Genomic DNA, 19,655 nt, shown 5'->3' with positions numbered 1-19,655 from the left:
CGTCAGCGGCAGAATGGAATCTCCTTGTCGGCCAAAGCGCCCCAAGTTGCAGGAATTGGCGCGGCGTTGACGAGACTGATCTCCCCCCTTGAGGGGGAGATGGCCGGCAGGCCAGAGGGGGGCAACATGGAGCGCCAACCTTTGCCGACCGCGAGCGCCTTCTGATGCTCCCGCAGGAAATCATACGCCGCAAACGTGACGGCAAGCCGCTGGGCGCCGACGAGATCAAAGCCTTCGTCGCCGGCGTCACCTCGGGCACAGTCTCCGAAGGCCAGATCGCGGCCTTCGGCATGGCTGTCTTCTTCAACGGCATGAGCCGCGACGAGGCCGTGGCGCTCACCACCGCCATGCGCGATTCCGGCGACGTGCTCGACTGGTCAGACCTGCCTGGTCCCGTCACCGACAAGCATTCCACCGGCGGCGTCGGCGACAACGTCTCCTTGATGCTCGCCCCCATCGTCGCCGCCTGTGGCGCCTATGTGCCGATGATCTCCGGCCGCGGCCTCGGCCATACCGGCGGCACGCTCGACAAGATGGACTCGATCCCGGGCTATGCCAGCCAGCCCGACCTTGCCCTGTTCAGGCGCACAGTGCGCGAGGCCGGCTGCGCCATCATAGGCCAGACTGCCGACCTCGCCCCCGCCGACAAGCGTTTCTACGGCGTCCGCGACGTCACCGCGACGGTCGAATCCGTGCCGCTCATCACTGCCTCTATCCTGTCCAAGAAACTGGCCGCCGGCCTCGGCTCGCTGGTGCTCGACGTCAAGATCGGCAACGGCGCCTTCATGGAAAAGACGCGCGACGCCTCGGCACTCGCCACCAGCCTCGTCGAGGTTGCCAACGGTGCGGGCCTCAGGACCACGGCGCTGATCACCGGCATGAGCGAGCCGCTGGCCTCCGCCGCCGGCAATGCCGTCGAGGTCCAGAACGCCGTCGATTTTCTCACCGGCCGCTTCCGCGATCCTCGCCTCGAACAGGTCACGCTGGCGCTCGCCGCCGAGATGCTGCTTTCCGCCGACAGGGCCACCTCTCAGCGCGAGGGGTTGGCGCGGGCGCGCACGGCCCTGGAGGATGGCACCGCCGCCGACATCTTCGGCCGCATGGTCTCAATTCTGGGTGGGCCGGCCGATTTCGTGGCGAACCCGCCCAAGTACCTGCCCAAAGCAGATGTAGAACTCGCCGTGACGGCCCCGCTCAACGGCTTCGTGACTGCCATCGCCACCCGCGACATCGGCCTCGCCGTGGTTGCCCTCGGTGGCGGGCGCACCCGGCCGCAGGACAAGGTCGACCATGCCGTCGGCATCACGCGGCTGCTGCCGGTGGGTGCGGAGGTCAAGAAGGGCGACCCCCTGGCACTCGTCCATGCCCGCAGTGCTTCCGATGCCGAGGCCGCCGCAGCCGCCGTGCGCGCCGCCTACGGTCTTGGCGAGGCAAAGCCCGCTGCCGCCAAGGTCATCGCCAGGCGCATCGCGCCGCGCAGCTAAGTTTGCCACGCAGCGCCAAAGGCACGTCCAACATGATCAGCGTGCGTGCTTGCGGCCGAAGCAGGCGACGGCCAGTGCGGCCAGAAGTGTGGCTGCGACGCTGTAGATGAAGGCGCTGTTGACGCCGATGTTGTCCACGAGCAGGCCGCCGAAGACAGCGCCCAGCGCGATCGCCACCTGGAACGTCGCCACCATCAGGCCGCCGGCGCTTTCAGCCTGGTCGGGCGCGGCACGTACCATCCACGTCTGCACGCCCACCGGCACGGCCCCGAAGGCAAAGCCCCAGGCAGCGATGGCGATGGTCGAGATAGTCGGCGACACGCCCGCGAGCAGGAGCGCGAGTGCGGCAATCGAGATGAGCAGGGGAGCCAGCGTCACTGCCGACTTCAGGCTGCGCTCGGCAAGCAACCCGCCGCCAAGATTGCCGAAGAAGCCGCCGATGCCGAACGCCAGCAGCACGAGCGAGATGGTCTCGATTCCGAGTGCCGGCACCTGTTCGAGGAAGGCACGGAAATAGGTGAAGCCGGCGAAGTGGCCCGACGCGGTCAGGATCACCAGAAGCAGGCCGACCCGGATCATCGGGTTCTTGCTCACCTCGAGCAAGGCGCCGAAGCTCGCAATGCCGATGGGCGGCAGCTTCGGCAGCGTGGCGAATTGCACGATCAGCGTGACCACGCCGACGCCTGCCGCGATGACGAAGGCGCTGCGCCAGCCCCAGACATCGCCGACATAGGCGCCCACGGGTGCGGCGCAGACAGTCGCGACCGACACGCCGGTCAGGATGATCGACATGGCGCGCGGCAGCACATCGCTGGGCACCAGCCGCATCGCAATTGCCGCCGACATCGACCAGAACCCGCCAAGCGCGATCCCGAGCAGCACGCGAGCGAACAGCAGCGACGGCAGCGACCAGGCAGTGGCTGCAAGCAGGCTCGAGACGACCAGAAGCACCGACAGGCCGATCATCACGTGCCGCCGGTCGATCCGTTTTGTCGCAATGGCCATGGTAGGTGCAGCAATGGCGCCGACGATTGCTGTTGCGGTCACCGCTTGCCCCGCTGTTCCTTCGCTGATGCCCAGATCCTGGGCCAGCGGCGTCAGCAGGCTTGCCGGAAGAAACTCGGCCGTGACAAGGCCGAACACCCCGAGCGACAGCGAAACCACAGCGCCCCACTTGGGTTCCGCACGCTCCGCGGGTCTCGATTGCTGGAGTGGGATACCGTCCAGTGTTGCGGCCGCGATATCGTTCATGGTGGGTCTCCGATTGTGATGCGGTGCAACATGGGGCTGGAGATTTGGCGTTTCCATGCTAGAAACGCCAGCATGAATGATCATTCGTCCAAACTTTCCGGCGATCCTCTGACCGACATCCTGCGCGGCCTTCGTCTCGAAGGTGTCGAATACGGCCGCTGGGAACTGAAGGAGCCGTGGAACATCGAATTCCCGGCCCAGGCCACGGCACGGTTCTATTTCGTCGGCCAGAAGGCTTGCTGGCTGCGCCAGCCGTCGGGCGAATGGGTCGAACTTAAATGCGGCGATGCTGTGCTTTTGCCGCGGGGCGCCACCCATGCCCTGGCGAGCGAGCCTGGCGCCAGATCCTCGCCGGTCAACGGCTACGAGATCCGGGAGGTCTGCAAGGACGTCTTTTGCCTGTCGACGCAAGGCTGCATGCCGGGCACCCTGCTCTTTTGCGGCAGCATGCATTTCAACCTCGACGGCCTCCATCCGCTGCTCGGCATGATGCCCGATGTCATGCGCACCACTGAACTCGTGGCCCACGATCCCGGCATCACGGACCTGCTGGAGGCCATGGCGCGTGAGGTCCGGCTCGAGCGCGTCGGTTCCGCCGGTATCGTCGCACGGCTTGCCGACGTGCTCGCCGCTATCATCATCCGCTCGTGGGTCGAGCGCGGCTGCGGCGATTCGAGCGGCTGGATAGCGGCAGTCCGGGACCCCAAGGTCGGAAGGGTGCTCGCTGCCATCCATCTCGAACCGACCCGCAACTGGACGGTCGAGGCGCTGGCCCGGATCATGGGCGCTTCACGCTCGGGCTTCGCCGACCGCTTTGCCGCCATCGTCGGCGAAACGCCGGCGCGCTACGTCACCCAGGTCAGGATGCATCAGGCCAGGCAGTGGCTGGTCCGCGACCGCCTCAGGATTTCGGTCGTCGCCTCACGGCTGGGCTACGATTCGGAGGCGGCGTTCAGTCGTGCCTTCAAGCGTGTCCTTGGCCAGCCGCCCGGCCACTTCAGGACATCGGACCCGGCGTCTTAAGCCTAGCGTCCTATTGCACCAGCAGTAGCGCGCCGTCCTCGACCTGGTACTTCTTCAGCCGCGACAGGAAGCTCATGCCGATCAGCGTGCCTTCGAGCGCCCTGTCCTCGAGCACGATCACCGGAACGTCGTCGACGCTGATCCGCCCGATCTGCAGCCGCTCGATGCGCGCCACGGCGGCCTTGGCAACGCCGTTGGCGGTGTTCACTTCCCGGGTGAAGTCGCTGGTGGCAACCTTCACGCCGGCGCGCCGCGCCGTCGAAAGGTTGATGGCGACCAGCGTCGCACCTGTGTCGACCATGGCCTCCACAGTGCGGCCGTTGAGCTTGAAGGTTGCGGTGAAATGCCCACGCATGTCGGCGTCGATCGTGACGCGCCGGCCCGCCGTCGATGCGGTCGCCGCGCTGACGGCTATCGGCTGCGGCGCAGGGACGTTGCCCGCCGCACTCGTTCCCAGCAGTGTCTTCAGCGTATCGCCGTGCTTTTCGTAGAGCGAAGGCAACGACGCCGACGCGCTGGCGCAAAGGCCGAATATGATGATCTTACGCAGCATGGTGACGCCTCGAATTCAGGCGTCACCCTAGGCCGTGGATGGTGATCGCGCCTTTAACGGCGCCACCCCAATGGCAAAGGCGGTAAACCGTGGGTTAAGCGCCTACTTCGTGCCGTACATGCGGTCGCCGGCGTCGCCGAGGCCGGGGATGATGTAGCCCTTGTCGTTGAGCTCGCGGTCGATCGAGGCGGTGAACACCGGCACGTCGGGATGCGCATTGGTGAAGCGCTCGATGCCCTCGGGCGAAGCGAGCAGGCACAGGAAGCGCAAATTGGTGGCGCCGCGGCCCTTCAGCTTGTCGATCGCCGCGATCGCCGAATTGGCCGTCGCCAGCATCGGGTCGACGACGATCACCAGGCGGTCGCCGAGATCGCTCGGCGCCTTGAAGAAATACTCGACCGCTTCGAGCGTCTCGTGATCGCGGTAGAGCCCGACATGGGCGACGCGCGCCGCCGGCACCAGGTCGAGCAGGCCTTCGAGCAGGCCGTTGCCGGCGCGCAACACCGAGGCGAACACCAGCTTCTTGCCTTCGAGCGTCGGCGCTTCCATCGTCTCGATCGGTGTTTCGATCATCTTGGTGGTCAGTTCGAGGTCGCGCGTCACCTCATAGCCGAGCAGCAGCGAAATCTCGCGCAATAGGCGGCGGAAGCCGGCCGTCGAGGTTTCCTTGTCGCGCATGATGGTCAGCTTGTGCTGGACAAGCGGATGGTCGACGACGGTCACGGTCATGGGTGTACGCTCCTGGAACTCGGAAAATTGACGCCATTCTATCGGCTGGCGCGCTGCCGACCAATGTCGCACCAGCCTTGAACCACAGTTTTGTCGGCCGAAATTCAGCGTTTATGGCCGTCCAGCCGGGCCAGCAGCGCCGATTTTGTCTTGCGGTCGACAAAGGCCGCCTCGATCGCCGTCCGTGTCGTCGCCATCAGCGCCTTTTCGTCCATGCCGAAATGCTCGGCGGCGAGGTCGTATTCGCGCTTCAGGTTGGTCCAGAAATAGGGCGGATCGTCGGAATTGAGCGTCACCTTGCAGCCGGCTTCTCGCAGCTTGCGGAACGGATGCTCGCCGAAACTATCGAACACCTTGAGCGCGATGTTCGAGCCCGGGCAGATCTCGAGCACCACGCCCTCGTCGGCAATGCGCTTGACCAGGTCGGGGTTCTCGATCGCGCGCACGCCATGGCCGATGCGCGACGGGCGGATGTGGTCGAGGGCTGCGGCCACGCTCTCCCAGCCCATCAGTTCGCCGGCATGGACGGTGATGCCGAGGCCGGCCTCGCGGGCGATCTCGAAGGCGCGGACATAGTCCTCGAAGTCGCCCATGCGCTCGTCGCCGGCAACGCCGAAGCCGGTTACCAGCGGATGGTTGCACTTGGCCGCGAAGCGCGCGGCCGCCTCGATCGATTCGACGCCGACATGGCGCACGCCGGTGACGATCATGCGGCCTTCGATGCCGGTCTTGGCCTTGGCCCGTTCCATGCCTTCGCCGAGCGCGTCGGTATAGGCCTTGGGCGACAGCCCCGCCTTGATGGCGTGGTCGGGGGAGGTGAAAACTTCCGAATAGATGGCGCCGTCGCGGGCAAGGCTCGTCAGGTAGTGTTCCGATAGCCTGGCATAGTCCTCTTCGGTACGGAAAAGGTCGGCGGCGAAGTCGTAAGCCGCGAGAAAGGAGGTGAAGTCGTTCCAGACGAAGGAGCCGTTCTGGATGAAGGGCGAGACGTCCTTGCCGTATTTCTGCGCCTGGCGGATGACGAGTTCGGGTGCGGCCGCGCCTTCTATGTGGCAGTGCAGCTCGGCTTTCAAAGGCATTCGTTGTTCCTTGTCTGTCGGCGCGGGCGCGGCCTAAAACCGCGCCTCAAACAATAGCGCCGGCTGGTGTGATCGGCTATGGTCCCGCCGGATTTGATTGGACAACAAAATGTCAGAACAACGGACGACAGCTGTCGGCGGCATGGAAACTTCCTACGGTTTCCGCAATGTCGGTGCGGGCGACAAGCAGGGCCTGGTCAATGAGGTCTTCCACAAGGTCGCCAACCGCTACGACATGATGAACGACCTGATGTCGGGCGGACTGCATCGGGTGTGGAAAGACGCCATGGTCGCCTGGCTCAATCCGCCCAAGCGTCCCGGCTGGAAGGTGCTCGACGTGGCCGGCGGCACCGGCGACGTTGCCTTTCGCATCATCGATGCCTCGCATGGCAACGCGCATGCGACCGTGCTCGACATCAATGGCTCGATGCTTGGTGTCGGCCGCGAGCGCGCTGAAAAGCGCGGGCTCGCCGGCAAGACCGATTTCGTCGAGGCCAATGCGGAGGAATTGCCCTTCGCCGACGAGACTTTCGACGCCTATACGATCGCCTTCGGCATTCGCAACGTGCCGCGCATCGATGTCGCTCTGACGGAAGCCTGGCGCGTGCTCAAGCCTGGCGGACGCCTGCTGGTCCTCGAATTTTCCGAGGTCGACATGCCGCTGCTCGACAAGGTCTATGAGGCCTGGTCGTTCAACGCCATTCCCCGCATCGGTCAGGCCGTTACCGGCGATGGCGAGCCCTACGCCTATCTTGTCGAATCGATCCGCAAGTTCCCCAACCAGCAGAATTTTGCCGCGATGATTTCCCGCGCCGGCTTCGATCGCGTCACCTTCCGCAATTATACCGGCGGCATCGCAGCGCTTCACTCGGGCTGGAAGCTTTGACGGACGCCGCGCGATGAGCAGTATCGGGGCGTCTTTCCGGCTCGCGCGCGCGGGCTGGGTTCTGGTGCGCGAGGGTGTGGTCGCGGCCCTGCCGGGCGACCAGCTAACTGGCTTGCCGAAATTCGGCTGGCGCGTGGCCAGGCTGCTGACCCGCCGGCGCGCGCTCAAGCGCGTGCGCAGCGACCGCCTCGCCAATGCCGTTGCCCGGCTTGGGCCGTCCTATGTCAAGCTTGGTCAGTTCCTGGCGACCCGTCCCGACGTCGTCGGCGACGACATCGCGCTCGACCTCGCCCTTCTCCAGGACAGCATGGCGACCTTCCCGATGTCGGAAGCCGTCGCCGCCATCGAAGACTCGCTCGGCCGCAAGGTATCAGATCTCTACATCAGCATCGATGCGCCGGTCGCTGCGGCTTCCATCGCCCAGGTCCATCCGGCCGAGGTGGCGACGCCGGACGGCCCGCGCAAGGTCGCGGTCAAGGTCATCCGCCCCGGTGTCCGCAAGCGCTTCTTCCAGGACCTCGAGAGCTATTTCCTCGCCGCCCGGCTGCAGGAACGCTACGTCCCCTCGAGCCGTCGTCTGCGTCCGGTTGAGATCACCGAGACGATGGCCCAGACCACCAAGATCGAGATGGATTTCCGGCTCGAGGCGGCCGCCTATTCCGAGCTCGGCGAAAACACCAGGGACGATCCCGGCTTCCGCGTGCCGGCAGTCGACTGGGAGCGCACCGGCCGCGACGTGCTCACCATGGAGTGGATCGACGGGGTCAAGCTCAACGATATCGAGGGGCTCCGCGCCGCCGGCTTCGACCTCAAGGCGATTGCCGCGACGCTAGTCCAGTCGTTCCTGCGTCACACGCTGCGCGACGGCTTCTTCCATGCCGACATGCACCCCGGCAACATGTTCGTCGACGCCAAGGGTGACATCGTTGCCGTCGATCTCGGCATTTCCGGCCGACTCGGCAAGAAGGAGCAGCGCTTCCTCGCCGAGATCCTCTACGGCTTCATCACCCGCAACTACATGCGTGTCGCCGAAGTGCATTTCGAAGCCGGCTACGTGCCGCGCCACCACAATGTCGCGGCCTTCGCCCAGGCCATCCGCGCCATTGGCGAGCCGATCCACGGCCAGCCGGCCGAGACCATCTCGATGGCCAAGCTTTTGACGCTGCTGTTCGAGGTCACCGAACTGTTCGACATGGAAACGCGGCCCGAACTGGTGCTGCTGCAGAAGACCATGGTCGTTGTCGAAGGCGTTGCCCGCACGCTCGATCCCGCCTTCAACATGTGGAAGACCGCGGAGCCCGTGGTCGGTCACTGGATATCAGGCAATCTCGGCCCGCAGGGCCTGCTCATCGACGCCCGCGATGGCCTCGGCGCGCTGATGTCGCTCGTCCGCCAGGCGCCCGATCTCGCCGCCCGCACCGAACGCCTGTCGCGTCAGATCGACGCCATGGCCGAGAACGGCCTGCGTTTCGATCCCGAGACCGCCAAGGCCATCGGCAAGGCCGAGGCGCATTACAACCGCTCCGGCCGCATCGCGCTCTGGATCATCGCGGCGACGCTGGTTTTCCTCGCCTGGCAAATCACCTGATCGGACAATGATAGCATTGCTAGCAGTGCTATCATTGAATGCAGCCGCCGACGGCGCTATCTTTGGGCGGAGACTGGAGCCGTGCCATGGCCACGCTGGTGATCCGCAACCTCGATGACGATGTGAAGCAGGAGCTGCGCACGCGCGCCGCCGCCCGCGGCGTGTCGATGGAGCAGGAGGCGCGTGACGTCATCACCCGCGATGTCAGGAACGGCAATCGCCGCCTGCTCAAGGTCTCCTTCGACGACATCATGAGCCTGTCCCGCAAGCCCGCCGCGCCGATAGATTCCAAGAGGGCGCAGGACGAGGTCTGGGACTATCTCTACGAGTCCGAACGTTCCCGATGATCGTCATCGACACCTCGGCATTGTTCGCATTTCTTGCGGCCGAGCCTGAGGCCGAGGACGTGGCCCGTGTCATGTATGGTTCGCCGGTTCTGGTGTGTGCGCCGACCTGGGCCGAGACGGGCATTGTCGTGTCGAACCGGCTTGGATCGGATGGCCTGGACCGCCTGCAACAACTTGCCCAAGCGCTGCAGTTCGACGTTGTCGCCTTCGATCGCGGCCTCGCCGACGCTGCCGTCGATGCGCATCGCCGCTTCGGCCGGGACTCGGGGCATCCGGCCAATCTCAACTTCGGCGATTGCTTCGCCTATGCCCTGGCGAAAACCCGGAACGTCCCACTGCTTTTCAAGGGCGACGATTTCATCCATACCGACATCGTGCCGGCGCTGAAGCCGGCCTGAGGGCCAAGCATGATCCTTTCCGGCAAGCGCATCCTGCTCATCATCGGCGGCGGCATCGCGGCCTACAAGTCGCTCGACCTGATCCGGCGGCTGCGTGAGCGCGGCGCTTCGGTGCGGGCGGTCATGACCTCGGCTGCCCAGCAGTTCGTCACGCCGCTGTCGGTGGGTGCGCTGACCGCCGACCACGTCTTCACCGATCTCTTCGACCGCCAGGACGAGCAGGATGTCGGCCACATCAGGCTGTCGCGCGAGGCCGACCTGATCGTGGTCGCGCCCGCCACCGCCGACCTGATGGCCAAGCTCGCCAACGGCCATGCCGACGATCTCGCCTCCGCCGTGCTTCTTGCCACCGACAAGAAAGTGCTGCTGGCGCCGGCCATGAACCCCCGCATGTGGTCGAACCCGGCGACGCGCCGCAACCGTGCCACCCTGGAAAAAGATGGTATCCATTTCATCGGCCCGATGAAGGGCGAGATGGCCGAGAGCAACGAGGCAGGCGAGGGCCGCATGGCCGAGCCGCTGGAGATCGTGGCGGCGATCGAAGCGCTGCTCGATAGCAAGCCGAAGCCACTGTCGGGCAAGAAGGTCATCGTCACCTCGGGGCCGACGCACGAACCCATCGACCCGGTGCGCTACATCGCCAACCGCTCGTCGGGCAAGCAGGGCCATGCGCTCGCCGCCGCCCTGGCCCGGCTCGGCGCCGACGTCCGCCTCGTCTCCGGCCCGGTCACCATTGCCGATCCTGCCGGCGTGAAGACCGTCCATGTCGAGAGCGCGCGCGAGATGCGCGACGCCGTCGAACAGTTGCTGCCGGCCGATGCCGCGGTCTTCGTCGCCGCCGTTGCCGACTGGCGCACCGACAATGCCGCCGGCGAGAAGATCAAGAAGGTGGCGGGCGAGGGACCGCCCGCGCTGCAGATGGTCGAGAACCCCGACATCCTCGCCGGCGTCGGTCATCACGCCAGGCGACCATTCCTCGTCGTCGGTTTCGCTGCCGAGACCCAGGACGTGCTCAAGAACGCCCAGGCCAAGCTGGCGAAGAAGGGCGCGGATTTCATCGTCGCCAACGATGTCAGCCACGAGGGCGGCGTCATGGGCGGCGACCGCAACCGGGTCCGCATCGTCAGCAAGGGTGGCGTCGACGAATGGCCGGATCTTTCCAAGGAAGAGGTCGCAACGCGGCTGGCCGCACTCATTGCCGAGAGGCTGAAGACGATCACTGTGTAGCGGCGCGCGATTTCAAGATCGCGATCAGGTTGCAGCGGCATACATAGTGTTCACCGATTGGGTGCTTTGCCGCCTCGCCCGCGCATGCGACAGGAGGGCCCACCCATCCGGAGTTCTCCTTGAAATGAAGCTTTTCTATATGCCCGGCGCCTGCTCGCTGGCACCCCACATCGTCGCCAACGAAGTCGGCATCGACCTCGATCTCGTCAAGGTCGACGGCAAGACCAAGACCACCGAAGCCCAGCAGGATTTCCTCGCCACCAACCCCAACGGATATGTGCCGGCGCTCGTGCTCGGCGACGGCGAGCTGATGACCGAGGCCTCGGTGCTGGTCCAGTACCTTGCCGACCAGAAGCCCGAGAGCGGCCTGATGCCCAAGGCCGGCGACATGGCGCGCTACCGTGTCCAGCAGTGGCTGGCCTTCGTCGCCACCGAGCTGCACAAGGTCTTCGGCGCCTTCTTCAAGCCCAACACGCCCGAGGCCACCAAGGAGATCAACCGCGAGCTTCTCGCCAGGCGCCTCGCTTATGTCGACGCCAAGCTCGATGGCCGTTCCTACCTGATGGGCGATGCCTTCACTGCCGCCGACGCCTATCTCTGGACGATCCTCGGCTGGGCCAGGCATGTCGGCATCGACCTGTCGTCCTTCGCCAACATCCAGCGCTATCTCGGTACCGTGGCCGCCCGCCCAGCGGTGCAGAAGGCGCTGCGCGCCGAAGGTCTGGCCTGACGTATTGCTTGCCGCTCTACTGATGCGGCAATCCATGCTGTGACCACAGAAAACGGCCCCAGGCATCCGCCTTGGGGCCGTTTTCTTTATGAAATTCCTATTTCTTTCAGTGCGCCGCTCTCTCGAACCTTAATGCGGTTCTGCCCCAGATTCCCCCTGACATCGACAGCTCTGCCGACGACGCCCGCACCGCTGGCGTCGTCGCGCCGTGCATCGACCCAACGCCCGGCCTGCCGGGACGATTTCAGGAAAGGATTCCGGAGATGGACATCTTTGTACTCGCCATAGGCGTCTTCTTCTTCGCCATGTGCTTCGCCTACGTCAAAGCCTGCGACATCCTCTGAAGGAGCGTCCGATGTTGTTCGATTACATCCTCGGCGGCGCAGTGACCGTGTTCCTGCTCGCCTACCTGACCTACGCGCTCATCCGCCCCGAACGGTTCTGAAGACCGTCCCGCGCATGTTCGGAAAGCTTTTCTCATGACCATCAATGGCTGGCTACAGATCCTCGTATTTTGCGGGGTCGTCGTTTTGCTCGTGAAGCCGCTCGGCGGTTACATGTACCGCGTCTTCAGCGGCGAGCGCACTTTCCTCACCCCCGTCCTCGTCCCGGTCGAGCGCCTGCTCTACGGCCTTGCCGGCACCAGCGAGCGCGAGGACCAGCACTGGACCGGCTATGCCGCGGCCATGCTCGCCTTCAACGTTGCCGGTTTCCTGCTGCTCTACCTGTTGCAGCGCGTGCAGGGCGACCTGCCGTTCAACCCGGCGGCCATGGGCGCGGTGCCGCCTGAACTCTCGTTCAACACCGCCGTCAGCTTCGTCACCAACACCAACTGGCAGAACTATGGCGGCGAAAGCACCATGTCCTACCTGGTGCAGATGGCAGGCCTGACGGTGCAGAATTTCGTCTCGGCGGCCACCGGCATCGCCATCGGCATGGCGCTGATCCGCGGCTTCGCCCGCGCCTCGGGCAAGTCGATCGGCAATTTCTGGGTCGATCTGACCCGCGCCACGCTCTACGTGCTCCTGCCGCTGTGCATCGCGCTGACGCTCGCCTATGTCTGGCTCGGCGTGCCGCAGACGATCGGCGCCTACGTCGCGGCCACCACGGTCGAGGGCGCCCAGCAGTCCATCGCCGTCGGCCCGGTCGCCTCGCAGCTCGCCATCAAGATGCTCGGCACCAATGGCGGCGGCTTCTTCAACGCCAACTCGGCGCATCCGTTCGAAAACCCCGACGCCATCTCCAACTTCATCCAGATGGTTTCGATTTTCGCGCTGGGTGCGGCCCTTACCAACGTCTTCGGCCGCATGGTCGGCAACCAGCGCCAGGGCTGGGCGATCCTCGCCACCATGGGCATCCTGTTCGTCGCCGGCGTCGCCGTCACCTACTGGGCCGAGGCCGCCGGCAACCCGCTCGTCCATGCCTTGGGCATCGATGGCGGCAACATGGAAGGCAAGGAAGTCCGTTTCGGCATCGTCCTGTCGTCGCTCTTCGCCGTCGTCACCACCGCTGCCTCCTGCGGCGCGGTCAACGCCATGCACGGCTCCTTCACAGCACTTGGCGGCATGATCCCGCTCATCAACATGGAGCTCGGCGAAGTCATCGTCGGCGGCGTCGGCGCAGGCTTCTACGGCATCCTGATGTTCGTCATCATCGCCATCTTCGTCGCCGGCCTGATGGTTGGCCGCACGCCGGAGTATCTCGGCAAGAAGATCGAGGCCAAGGAGGTCAAGATGGCCGTGCTCGCCATCCTGTGCCTGCCGCTCGCCATGCTCGGCTTCACGGCCATCGCCGTGCTGATCCCCAGTGCCGTCGCCTCGGTCGGCACGCCCGGTCCGCACGGTTTCTCCGAGATCCTCTATGCCTACACCTCGGGCGCGGCCAACAATGGCTCGGCCTTCGGCGGCCTCACCGGCAACACGCCCTGGTACAACATCACCATCGGCCTCGCCATGCTGATGGGCCGCTTCCTGGTCATCATCCCGGCACTTGCCATTGCCGGCTCGCTGGTCGCCAAGAAGACCGTTCCCGCCTCGGCCGGCACCTTCCCGACCGACAGCACGCTGTTCGTCGGCCTGCTCGCCGGCGTCATCCTGATCGTCGGCGGCCTGACCTTCTTCCCGGCGCTCGCCGTCGGCCCGATCGTCGAGCACCTCGCCATGATCGTTGGCCAGACCTTCTGATGCAGCGCCGCAAAACGAAAGAATTGGAGTCTCTCACATGAGCACCCACAAATCCGCGAGCCTGCTCGACGCTCGTATCCTTCTCCCGGCGATCGGCGATGCCTTCAGGAAGCTCGACCCGCGCAGCCTTGCCCGGAACCCGGTCATGTTCGTCGTCGCCGTCGTTACGGCGCTGACCACCGTGCTGTTCCTCAAGGACCTGGCCACCGGCGCCAGCGGCCTCGGTTTCTCGTTCCAGATCATCCTGTGGCTCTGGTTCACCGTGCTGTTCGCCAACTTCGCCGAGGCTGTTGCCGAAGGCCGCGGCAAGGCCCAGGCCGACTCGCTGCGCAAGGCGCGCACCGAGACCCAGGCCAAGCTGCTCGAGGGCGACAACCGCACTGCCTGGAAGATGGTGCCGGGAACGGCCCTCAAGGTCGGCCAGGTCGTCCTGGTCGAAGCCGGCGACATCATCCCCTCCGATGGCGAAGTCATCGAAGGTGTCGCCTCCGTCAACGAAGCCGCCATCACCGGCGAGTCGGCCCCCGTGATCCGCGAGTCCGGCGGCGACCGCTCGGCAGTGACAGGCGGCACCCAGGTACTGTCCGACTGGATTCGCGTACGCATCACGGCGGCTGCCGGCTCGACCTTCCTCGACCGCATGATCTCGCTGGTGGAGGGCGCCGAGCGCCAGAAGACGCCGAACGAAATCGCGCTCAACATCCTGCTCGCCGGCATGACGCTGATCTTCGTGCTCGCCGTCGCCACCATCCCGAGCTTTGCCACCTATGCCGGCGGCTACATCCCGGTCATCGTGCTGGTCGCGCTGTTCGTCACGCTGATCCCCACCACCATCGGCGCGCTGCTGTCGGCCATCGGCATCGCCGGCATGGACCGTCTCGTCCGCTTCAACGTGCTGGCCATGTCGGGCCGCGCCGTCGAGGCCGCAGGCGACGTCGATACGCTGCTGCTCGACAAGACCGGCACCATCACCCTCGGCAACCGCCAGGCCACCGAGTTCCGCCCGGTCAAGGGCGTCACCGAGCAGGAACTGGCAGATGCCGCCCAGCTCGCCTCGCTCGCCGACGAGACCCCCGAGGGTCGCTCCATCGTCGTGCTGGCCAAGGAGCGTTATGGCATCCGCGCCCGCGACATGGGCTCGCTGCACGCGCATTTCGTGCCCTTCACTGCCCAGAGCCGGATGAGCGGCGTCGATTTCGACGGCTCCTCCATCCGCAAGGGCGCGGTGGATTCGGTGCTCGCCCATGTGAAGTCGATCGCGGCATCGGCTTCCGGCACGCCGGCCGATAGCGAGGCGGTGCGCAACATCCGGGCGATCTCGGACGAGATCGCCAAGCTCGGCGGCACGCCGCTGGCCGTCGTCCGCGATGCGCGCCTGCTCGGCGTCATCTACCTCAAGGACATCGTCAAGGGCGGCATCAAGGAACGCTTCACCGAGCTGCGCCGCATGGGCATCCGCACCGTCATGATCACCGGCGACAACCCGATGACGGCTGCCGCCATTGCCGCCGAGGCCGGCGTCGACGACTTCCTCGCCCAGGCGACGCCTGAGAACAAGCTCAGCCTGATCCGCGAGGAACAGGCCAAGGGCAAGCTGGTGGCGATGTGCGGCGACGGCACCAACGACGCGCCTGCGCTCGCCCAGGCCGACGTTGGCGTGGCCATGAACACCGGCACGGTCGCTGCGCGCGAGGCCGGCAACATGGTCGACCTTGACTCGGACCCGACCAAGCTCATCGAGATCGTCGAGATCGGCAAGCAGCTGCTGATGACCCGCGGCGCTCTCACTACCTTTTCGATCGCCAACGACATCGCCAAGTATTTCGCCATCATTCCGGCGATGTTCCTGGCCTTCTACCCGCAGCTCGGCGCGCTCAACATCATGGGGCTTACCACCCCGCAGAGTGCCATCCTGTCGGCCATCATCTTCAACGCACTGATCATCGTCGCGCTCATCCCGCTGTCGCTGCGCGGCGTGAAATACCGCGCCGTCGGTGCCGCAGCCCTGCTCCGCCGCAACATGCTGGTCTACGGCCTCGGCGGCATCGTCGTGCCCTTCATCGGCATCAAGGCCATCGACATGGCGATCACCGCTATCGGCCTCGTGTAAAAGGATAGTCTTCATGTTGAAGCAAATCAGACCCGCGCTCGTCATGATCCTGGCGCTGACCGCCATCACCGGCCTTGCCTATCCGCTCGGCATGACCGGCATCGCCCAGGCGCTGTTCCCCAGGCAGGCCAATGGCAGCCTGATCGAAAAGGATGGCGCGGTGATAGGCTCCGAGCTGATCGGCCAGGCCTTCGTCGGCGAGCGCTACTTCCATGGTCGCCCCTCGGCCGCCGGCGACGGCTACAATGCCGCCGCCTCATCCGGTTCGAACCTCGGACCGACCAGCGCCAAGCTGATCGACCGCATCAAGGCCGAGGCCGAAAAGCTGAAGCAGACCGATCCCGGCGTACCGGTGCCCATCGAGATGGTCACCACCTCGGGCAGCGGCCTCGATCCGCACATCTCGCCGGAGGCGGCCTATTTCCAGCTTGCCCGCGTCGCCAAGGCGCGGGGCGCCGATGCGGCCTTCGTCCGCAACCTCGTCAACCAGCATGTGGAGGGCCGCGAGCTGGGCTTCATGGGTGAGCCGGTGGTCAATGTGCTCAAGTTGAATTTGGCGCTCGACGCTGCGATTGCGCCCTGACAAGGTCGCGCCGGAGTTCTAACACTGTAAGAACTCCGGCGCGCATAGCGATACAAAGAATAGATGCCAGACGACATCAGAGACAAGGAAGGCAGGCCTTCGCCGGACGCGCTGCTGGAGACAGCCGAGCGTGAAGGACGCGGCCGTCTCAAGATATTCCTTGGCGCCGCACCTGGTGTCGGCAAGACCTACGAGATGCTGATGTCGGGCCGCGCCCGGCTTGCCGATGGCACCGACGTCGTCATCGGCGTCGTCGAGACCCACGGCCGCAGGGAAACCCTGGCGCTGGTCGAGGGCTTCGAGATCGTCCCGCGCAAGGCGGTCGACTACAAGGGCCGCTCCCTCGAGGAAATGGACCTCGACGCCATCATCGCCCGCCACCCGGCGTTGGTGCTGGTCGACGAACTGGCGCATACAAATGCCCCCGGCAGCCGCCATCCCAAGCGCTACCTCGACGTCCAGGAAATCCTCGGCCGGGGCATCGACGTCTACACCACGCTCAACATCCAGCATGTCGAGAGCCTCAACGACATCGTCGCCCAGATCACCCGCGTCACCGTGCGCGAGACGGTGCCTGACCTGATTATCGACCGCGCCGACGATGTCGAGATCATCGACCTCACGCCCGACGACCTGATCAAGCGCCTGCACGAAGGTAAGGTCTATGTCCCGACCACGGCGCGCCGCGCCATCGAGAACTACTTCTCGCCCGGCAACCTGACGGCACTGCGCGAACTCGCGTTGCGCCGCACCGCCCAGCGTGTCGACGAGCAGTTGCTCACCCACATGCAGGCCCACGCCATCGAAGGACCGTGGGCCGCCGGCGACCGCGTGCTGGTTGCCGTCGACGAGCACCCGCGCAGCGCTTCGCTTGTTCGTTACGCCCGCCGCCAGGCCGATCGCCTGCGCTGTCCCTGGGCCGCCCTCCATGTCGAGACGTCGCGCTCGGCTAACCTGCCCGATGCCGACAAGGACCGGCTCGCCGCCACCATGCGCCTTGCCGAACAGCTCGGCGGCGAGGCGGTCACCATTCCCGGCCAGGCAGTCGCCGAAGACATTGTCCGCCATGCCGGCACCCACAACTTCACCCACATCGTCGTTGGCAGGCCGGGCAAGTCGCGCTGGCGCGAATATTTCGAGGGCTCGGTCACCCACGACCTGATCCGCCAGGCCGGCAACATCTCCGTCCACGTCGCCTCGGGCACGGATCAGGATGCGGCCCTCGCCTCGCAGGGCGTCAAGACCGCCGCCCCGCGCCGCAGCTTCGACCTGTGGCCCTACTTCATCGCGACGCTGCATGTCACCGGCGCGCTCGTGGTCGGCTTCCTGCTCGACCAGTTCCTCGACGTCCGTTCCATTGCACTCGTTTTTCTGATGGCGGTGCTGACCTCTGCTGTGACGCTCGGTCTGTGGCCGGCGCTGTTTGCCTCGCTGCTCAGCGCTGGCACCTACAACTTCTTCTTCCTGACGCCGCTCTACACGCTCGACATCGGCGATCCCGAGAGCGTGGTCGCATTCCTGTTTTTCCTCATTGTCGCTGTCATCGCCTCCAACCTGACCGGCCGCGTCCAGCGCCAGGCCGCCGCCGCGCGTGAACGTGCGCGCATGACCGAGGACCTCTACCTTTTCGCAAAGAAGCTCGCCGGCACAGGCACGCTCGACGACGTGCTCTGGGCCACCGCCTTCCAGATCGCCTCGATGCTCAAGGTCCGTGTCGTCCTGCTCCTGCCCGAGGAAGGCAGCATCGCCGTCAAGGCCGGCTATCCGCCCGACGATACGCTCGTCGATGCCGACATCGCCGCAGCCAAATGGGCCTGGGAGCACAACCGCGCCGCCGGCCGTGGCGCCGACACCTTGCCGGGCGCCAAGCGCCTCTATTTGCCGCTGCGTACCGGGCGCATGGCGGTCGGTGTCGTCGGTCTCGACAACGACCGCCAGGGTCCGTTGCTGACGCCGGAACAGCAGCGTCTGTTCGACGCGCTGGCCGACCAGGCAGCGGTTGCCATCGAGCGCATCCAGCTCGTCGCCGATGTCGATCGCGCCCGGCTCGCCGTCGAGGCCGACCGGCTGCGCTCGGCGCTGCTCACCTCGATCTCGCACGACCTCAAGACGCCGCTCGCCGGTATCATGGGCGCGGCAGGCGCGCTGCGCGAGTTCGGCACCTCGTTGCCGGAGGAGGGCAGGGCGGAGCTCGTCACGACCGTGCTCGACGAGTCAGAACGTCTCAATCGATTCATCGCCAACCTGCTCGACATGACCAAGCTCGAGTCGGGCGCCATGGAGCCCAACTACGCGCTGCACTATGCCGGCGACATCGTCGGTTCGGCCTTGCGCCGCGCTGCCAAGATCACCGCCCAGCACAAGACCGAAGTCGACATGCCAGCCGATTTGCCGATGCTGAAGCTCGACCCGGTGCTGTTCGAACAGGTGCTGTTCAACCTGCTCGACAATGCCGCGAAATATGCCCCAGAGGGTTCGCTGATCCGCATCCGCGGCTGGGCCGATGGCACTTCGGTCGCGATCCAGATGATGGATGAAGGCCCCGGCATCCCGCAGGCGGATCTCGAACGCATTTTCGATACGTTCTACCGCGTCCGCAAGGGCGACCACGTCCGCGCCGGCACCGGGCTTGGCCTGTCGATCTGCCGTGGTTTCGTCGAGGCGATGGGCGGCACCATCGTTGCCTCCAACAGGGCCGATCGCCCCGGCGCGGTCTTCACCATCACCATGCCGGTGCCGGCCGAGCGGCCAAGCCTGGACGGACCGAACATGGATGGAATTGCATGACCAGCGCTTCGGTGAAAATCCTGATCGTCGATGACGAGCCGCCGATCCGCAAGCTGTTGCGCGTCGGCCTCGGTACCCAAGGCTATGCCATCAGCGAGGCGCCGAATGGCAAGACGGCGATGGCGTTGGTCAAGGAGGAAAAGCCGGATCTCATCCTGCTCGATCTCGGCTTGCCCGATATGGCCGGCCACGACCTACTCGCCGCATGGCGGGCGGAGGGGCTTGCGGTGCCCGTCATCATCCTGTCGAGCCGCACCGACGAGGCCGGCATCGTCAAGGCGCTGGAACTCGGCGCCGATGACTATGTCTCGAAACCTTCGGCATGAACGAGCTTGCCGCCCGCATCCGCACCGCGCTTCGACACCGGTTGCAGCAGCAGGGCGAAAAGCCGGTGTTCCAGACCGGCGAGTTGTCGGTCGACCTGGTCAAGCGCATCGTCAGGCTGGCCGGGCAGGAGGTGAAGCTGTCGCCCAAGGAATACGACATCCTGCGCGTGCTCGTGCAGCACGCCGGCAAGGTTTTGACTCACCGCTTCCTGCTCGAACACGTCTGGGGCGGTTCGGCCGACGTGCAGTATCTCAGGGTCTATGTCCGGCAACTGCGCCAGAAGATCGAAAAGACCCCCGACGAGCCGCAATTCATCACCACCGAGACCGGTGTCGGCTACCGGCTGCGCGAGGCCGATTGAGGCAACGGC

The 19,655-nt window shown here is 65.5% G+C and carries 17 protein-coding genes and 1 pseudogene; 14 read left to right on the top strand and 4 right to left on the bottom strand.

The window, feature by feature from the left end; genetic code table 11:
* Positions 1-164 precede the first annotated feature (164 nt).
* Entirely contained in the window at positions 165-1,484 is a 1,320-nt protein-coding gene (gene deoA / locus CO731_RS00645) for a thymidine phosphorylase (protein ID WP_108605494.1), read from the top strand.
* Between the two features lie 36 nt (positions 1,485-1,520).
* Here deoA and CO731_RS00640 read toward each other — a convergent pair whose 3' ends face one another.
* Positions 1,521-2,735 carry an MFS transporter gene (locus CO731_RS00640; protein WP_108605493.1) on the bottom strand — a complete coding sequence of 405 codons (1,215 nt, stop codon included), beginning with the start codon at positions 2,733-2,735 and terminating at the stop codon, positions 1,521-1,523.
* A gap of 72 nt (positions 2,736-2,807) precedes the next feature.
* On the opposite strand from CO731_RS00640, the gene CO731_RS00635 reads away from it, so the two are divergent.
* Complete coding sequence (locus tag CO731_RS00635) at positions 2,808-3,758, top strand: AraC family transcriptional regulator (RefSeq protein ID WP_108605492.1); 951 nt, start codon at positions 2,808-2,810, stop codon at positions 3,756-3,758.
* A gap of 10 nt (positions 3,759-3,768) precedes the next feature.
* Here CO731_RS00635 and CO731_RS00630 read toward each other — a convergent pair whose 3' ends face one another.
* The 3 genes from CO731_RS00630 to CO731_RS00620 all read right to left on the bottom strand — a co-directional run bounded on the left by CO731_RS00630 (position 3,769) and on the right by CO731_RS00620 (position 6,119).
* Complete coding sequence (locus CO731_RS00630) at positions 3,769-4,311, bottom strand: TIGR02281 family clan AA aspartic protease (RefSeq protein ID WP_108605491.1); 543 nt, start codon at positions 4,309-4,311, stop codon at positions 3,769-3,771.
* A gap of 102 nt (positions 4,312-4,413) precedes the next feature.
* Positions 4,414-5,040 carry a uracil phosphoribosyltransferase gene (upp, locus tag CO731_RS00625; protein WP_108605490.1) on the bottom strand — a complete coding sequence of 209 codons (627 nt, stop codon included), beginning with the start codon at positions 5,038-5,040 and terminating at the stop codon, positions 4,414-4,416.
* Between the two features lie 104 nt (positions 5,041-5,144).
* Positions 5,145-6,119 carry an adenosine deaminase gene (locus tag CO731_RS00620; RefSeq protein ID WP_108605489.1) on the bottom strand — a complete coding sequence of 325 codons (975 nt, stop codon included), beginning with the start codon at positions 6,117-6,119 and terminating at the stop codon, positions 5,145-5,147.
* A gap of 109 nt (positions 6,120-6,228) precedes the next feature.
* Between CO731_RS00620 and ubiE the strand changes: the two genes are divergently transcribed.
* From ubiE to CO731_RS00560, 12 genes and pseudogenes are all read left to right on the top strand, one after another.
* Positions 6,229-7,005 (top strand): bifunctional demethylmenaquinone methyltransferase/2-methoxy-6-polyprenyl-1,4-benzoquinol methylase UbiE, encoded by a 777-nt coding sequence (gene ubiE, locus CO731_RS00615; protein WP_108609549.1) that lies wholly within the window; start codon positions 6,229-6,231, stop codon positions 7,003-7,005.
* A 13-nt stretch (positions 7,006-7,018) separates the two neighbouring features.
* Positions 7,019-8,593 (top strand): 2-polyprenylphenol 6-hydroxylase, encoded by a 1,575-nt coding sequence (gene ubiB / locus CO731_RS00610; protein WP_108605488.1) that lies wholly within the window; start codon positions 7,019-7,021, stop codon positions 8,591-8,593.
* A gap of 86 nt (positions 8,594-8,679) precedes the next feature.
* On the top strand, positions 8,680-8,940 hold the full coding sequence (locus CO731_RS00605; RefSeq protein ID WP_108605487.1) for a hypothetical protein: 261 nt from the start codon (positions 8,680-8,682) through the stop codon (positions 8,938-8,940).
* On the top strand, positions 8,937-9,338 hold the full coding sequence (locus tag CO731_RS00600; RefSeq protein WP_108605486.1) for a type II toxin-antitoxin system VapC family toxin: 402 nt from the start codon (positions 8,937-8,939) through the stop codon (positions 9,336-9,338). The genes CO731_RS00605 and CO731_RS00600 overlap by 4 nt, the downstream gene beginning before the upstream one ends.
* Before the next feature lie 9 nt (positions 9,339-9,347).
* Entirely contained in the window at positions 9,348-10,565 is a 1,218-nt protein-coding gene (gene coaBC, locus CO731_RS00595; RefSeq protein WP_108605485.1) for a bifunctional phosphopantothenoylcysteine decarboxylase/phosphopantothenate--cysteine ligase CoaBC, read from the top strand.
* 124 nt (positions 10,566-10,689) lie between these two features.
* Positions 10,690-11,295: a glutathione transferase GstA gene (gstA, locus tag CO731_RS00590; protein WP_108605484.1), complete on the top strand. Its 606-nt coding sequence runs from the start codon at positions 10,690-10,692 to the stop codon at positions 11,293-11,295.
* Between the two features lie 355 nt (positions 11,296-11,650).
* Positions 11,651-11,740 (top strand): K(+)-transporting ATPase subunit F, encoded by a 90-nt coding sequence (locus CO731_RS00585; RefSeq protein ID WP_040456474.1) that lies wholly within the window; start codon positions 11,651-11,653, stop codon positions 11,738-11,740.
* A gap of 34 nt (positions 11,741-11,774) precedes the next feature.
* Positions 11,775-13,478: a potassium-transporting ATPase subunit KdpA gene (gene kdpA / locus CO731_RS00580; RefSeq protein ID WP_108605483.1), complete on the top strand. Its 1,704-nt coding sequence runs from the start codon at positions 11,775-11,777 to the stop codon at positions 13,476-13,478.
* A gap of 37 nt (positions 13,479-13,515) precedes the next feature.
* Positions 13,516-15,588: a potassium-transporting ATPase subunit KdpB gene (kdpB, locus tag CO731_RS00575; RefSeq protein WP_108605482.1), complete on the top strand. Its 2,073-nt coding sequence runs from the start codon at positions 13,516-13,518 to the stop codon at positions 15,586-15,588.
* A 13-nt stretch (positions 15,589-15,601) separates the two neighbouring features.
* Positions 15,602-16,171, top strand: coding sequence for a potassium-transporting ATPase subunit KdpC (gene kdpC, locus CO731_RS00570; protein WP_108605481.1), 570 nt, complete (start codon positions 15,602-15,604; stop codon positions 16,169-16,171).
* 63 nt (positions 16,172-16,234) lie between these two features.
* On the top strand, positions 16,235-18,958 hold the full coding sequence (locus CO731_RS00565) for a sensor histidine kinase KdpD (protein WP_108605480.1): 2,724 nt from the start codon (positions 16,235-16,237) through the stop codon (positions 18,956-18,958).
* Positions 18,955-19,646, top strand: a pseudogene (locus tag CO731_RS00560) (response regulator transcription factor). Before CO731_RS00565 ends, CO731_RS00560 begins: the two are co-directional and overlap by 4 nt.
* Positions 19,647-19,655 lie beyond the last annotated feature (9 nt).

The organism is Aminobacter sp. MSH1 (assembly GCF_003071665.1).
Classification (GTDB): Bacteria; Pseudomonadota; Alphaproteobacteria; order Rhizobiales; family Rhizobiaceae; genus Aminobacter; species Aminobacter niigataensis.
Note: the sequence above shows the minus strand (reverse complement) of the source record. Positions and strands in the feature narration are given on the sequence as shown.

What these genes read in the sequence shown, in the direction of transcription:
- gstA (WP_108605484.1), top strand. Translation starts at nt 10,690, where the DNA reads ATGAAGCTTTTCTATATGCCCGGCGCCTGCTCGCTGGCACCCCACATC.
- upp (WP_108605490.1), bottom strand. Translation starts at nt 5,040, where the DNA reads ATGACCGTGACCGTCGTCGACCATCCGCTTGTCCAGCACAAGCTGACC.
- CO731_RS00630 (WP_108605491.1), bottom strand. Translation starts at nt 4,311, where the DNA reads ATGCTGCGTAAGATCATCATATTCGGCCTTTGCGCCAGCGCGTCGGCG.
- CO731_RS00640 (WP_108605493.1), bottom strand. Translation starts at nt 2,735, where the DNA reads ATGAACGATATCGCGGCCGCAACACTGGACGGTATCCCACTCCAGCAA.
- CO731_RS00620 (WP_108605489.1), bottom strand. Translation starts at nt 6,119, where the DNA reads ATGCCTTTGAAAGCCGAGCTGCACTGCCACATAGAAGGCGCGGCCGCA.
- kdpB (WP_108605482.1), top strand. Translation starts at nt 13,516, where the DNA reads ATGAGCACCCACAAATCCGCGAGCCTGCTCGACGCTCGTATCCTTCTC.
- ubiB (WP_108605488.1), top strand. Translation starts at nt 7,019, where the DNA reads ATGAGCAGTATCGGGGCGTCTTTCCGGCTCGCGCGCGCGGGCTGGGTT.
- kdpC (WP_108605481.1), top strand. Translation starts at nt 15,602, where the DNA reads ATGTTGAAGCAAATCAGACCCGCGCTCGTCATGATCCTGGCGCTGACC.
- CO731_RS00635 (WP_108605492.1), top strand. Translation starts at nt 2,808, where the DNA reads ATGAATGATCATTCGTCCAAACTTTCCGGCGATCCTCTGACCGACATC.
- CO731_RS00600 (WP_108605486.1), top strand. Translation starts at nt 8,937, where the DNA reads ATGATCGTCATCGACACCTCGGCATTGTTCGCATTTCTTGCGGCCGAG.
- CO731_RS00585 (WP_040456474.1), top strand. Translation starts at nt 11,651, where the DNA reads ATGTTGTTCGATTACATCCTCGGCGGCGCAGTGACCGTGTTCCTGCTC.
- ubiE (WP_108609549.1), top strand. Translation starts at nt 6,229, where the DNA reads ATGTCAGAACAACGGACGACAGCTGTCGGCGGCATGGAAACTTCCTAC.
- deoA (WP_108605494.1), top strand. Translation starts at nt 165, where the DNA reads ATGCTCCCGCAGGAAATCATACGCCGCAAACGTGACGGCAAGCCGCTG.
- CO731_RS00565 (WP_108605480.1), top strand. Translation starts at nt 16,235, where the DNA reads ATGCCAGACGACATCAGAGACAAGGAAGGCAGGCCTTCGCCGGACGCG.
- coaBC (WP_108605485.1), top strand. Translation starts at nt 9,348, where the DNA reads ATGATCCTTTCCGGCAAGCGCATCCTGCTCATCATCGGCGGCGGCATC.
- kdpA (WP_108605483.1), top strand. Translation starts at nt 11,775, where the DNA reads ATGACCATCAATGGCTGGCTACAGATCCTCGTATTTTGCGGGGTCGTC.
- CO731_RS00605 (WP_108605487.1), top strand. Translation starts at nt 8,680, where the DNA reads ATGGCCACGCTGGTGATCCGCAACCTCGATGACGATGTGAAGCAGGAG.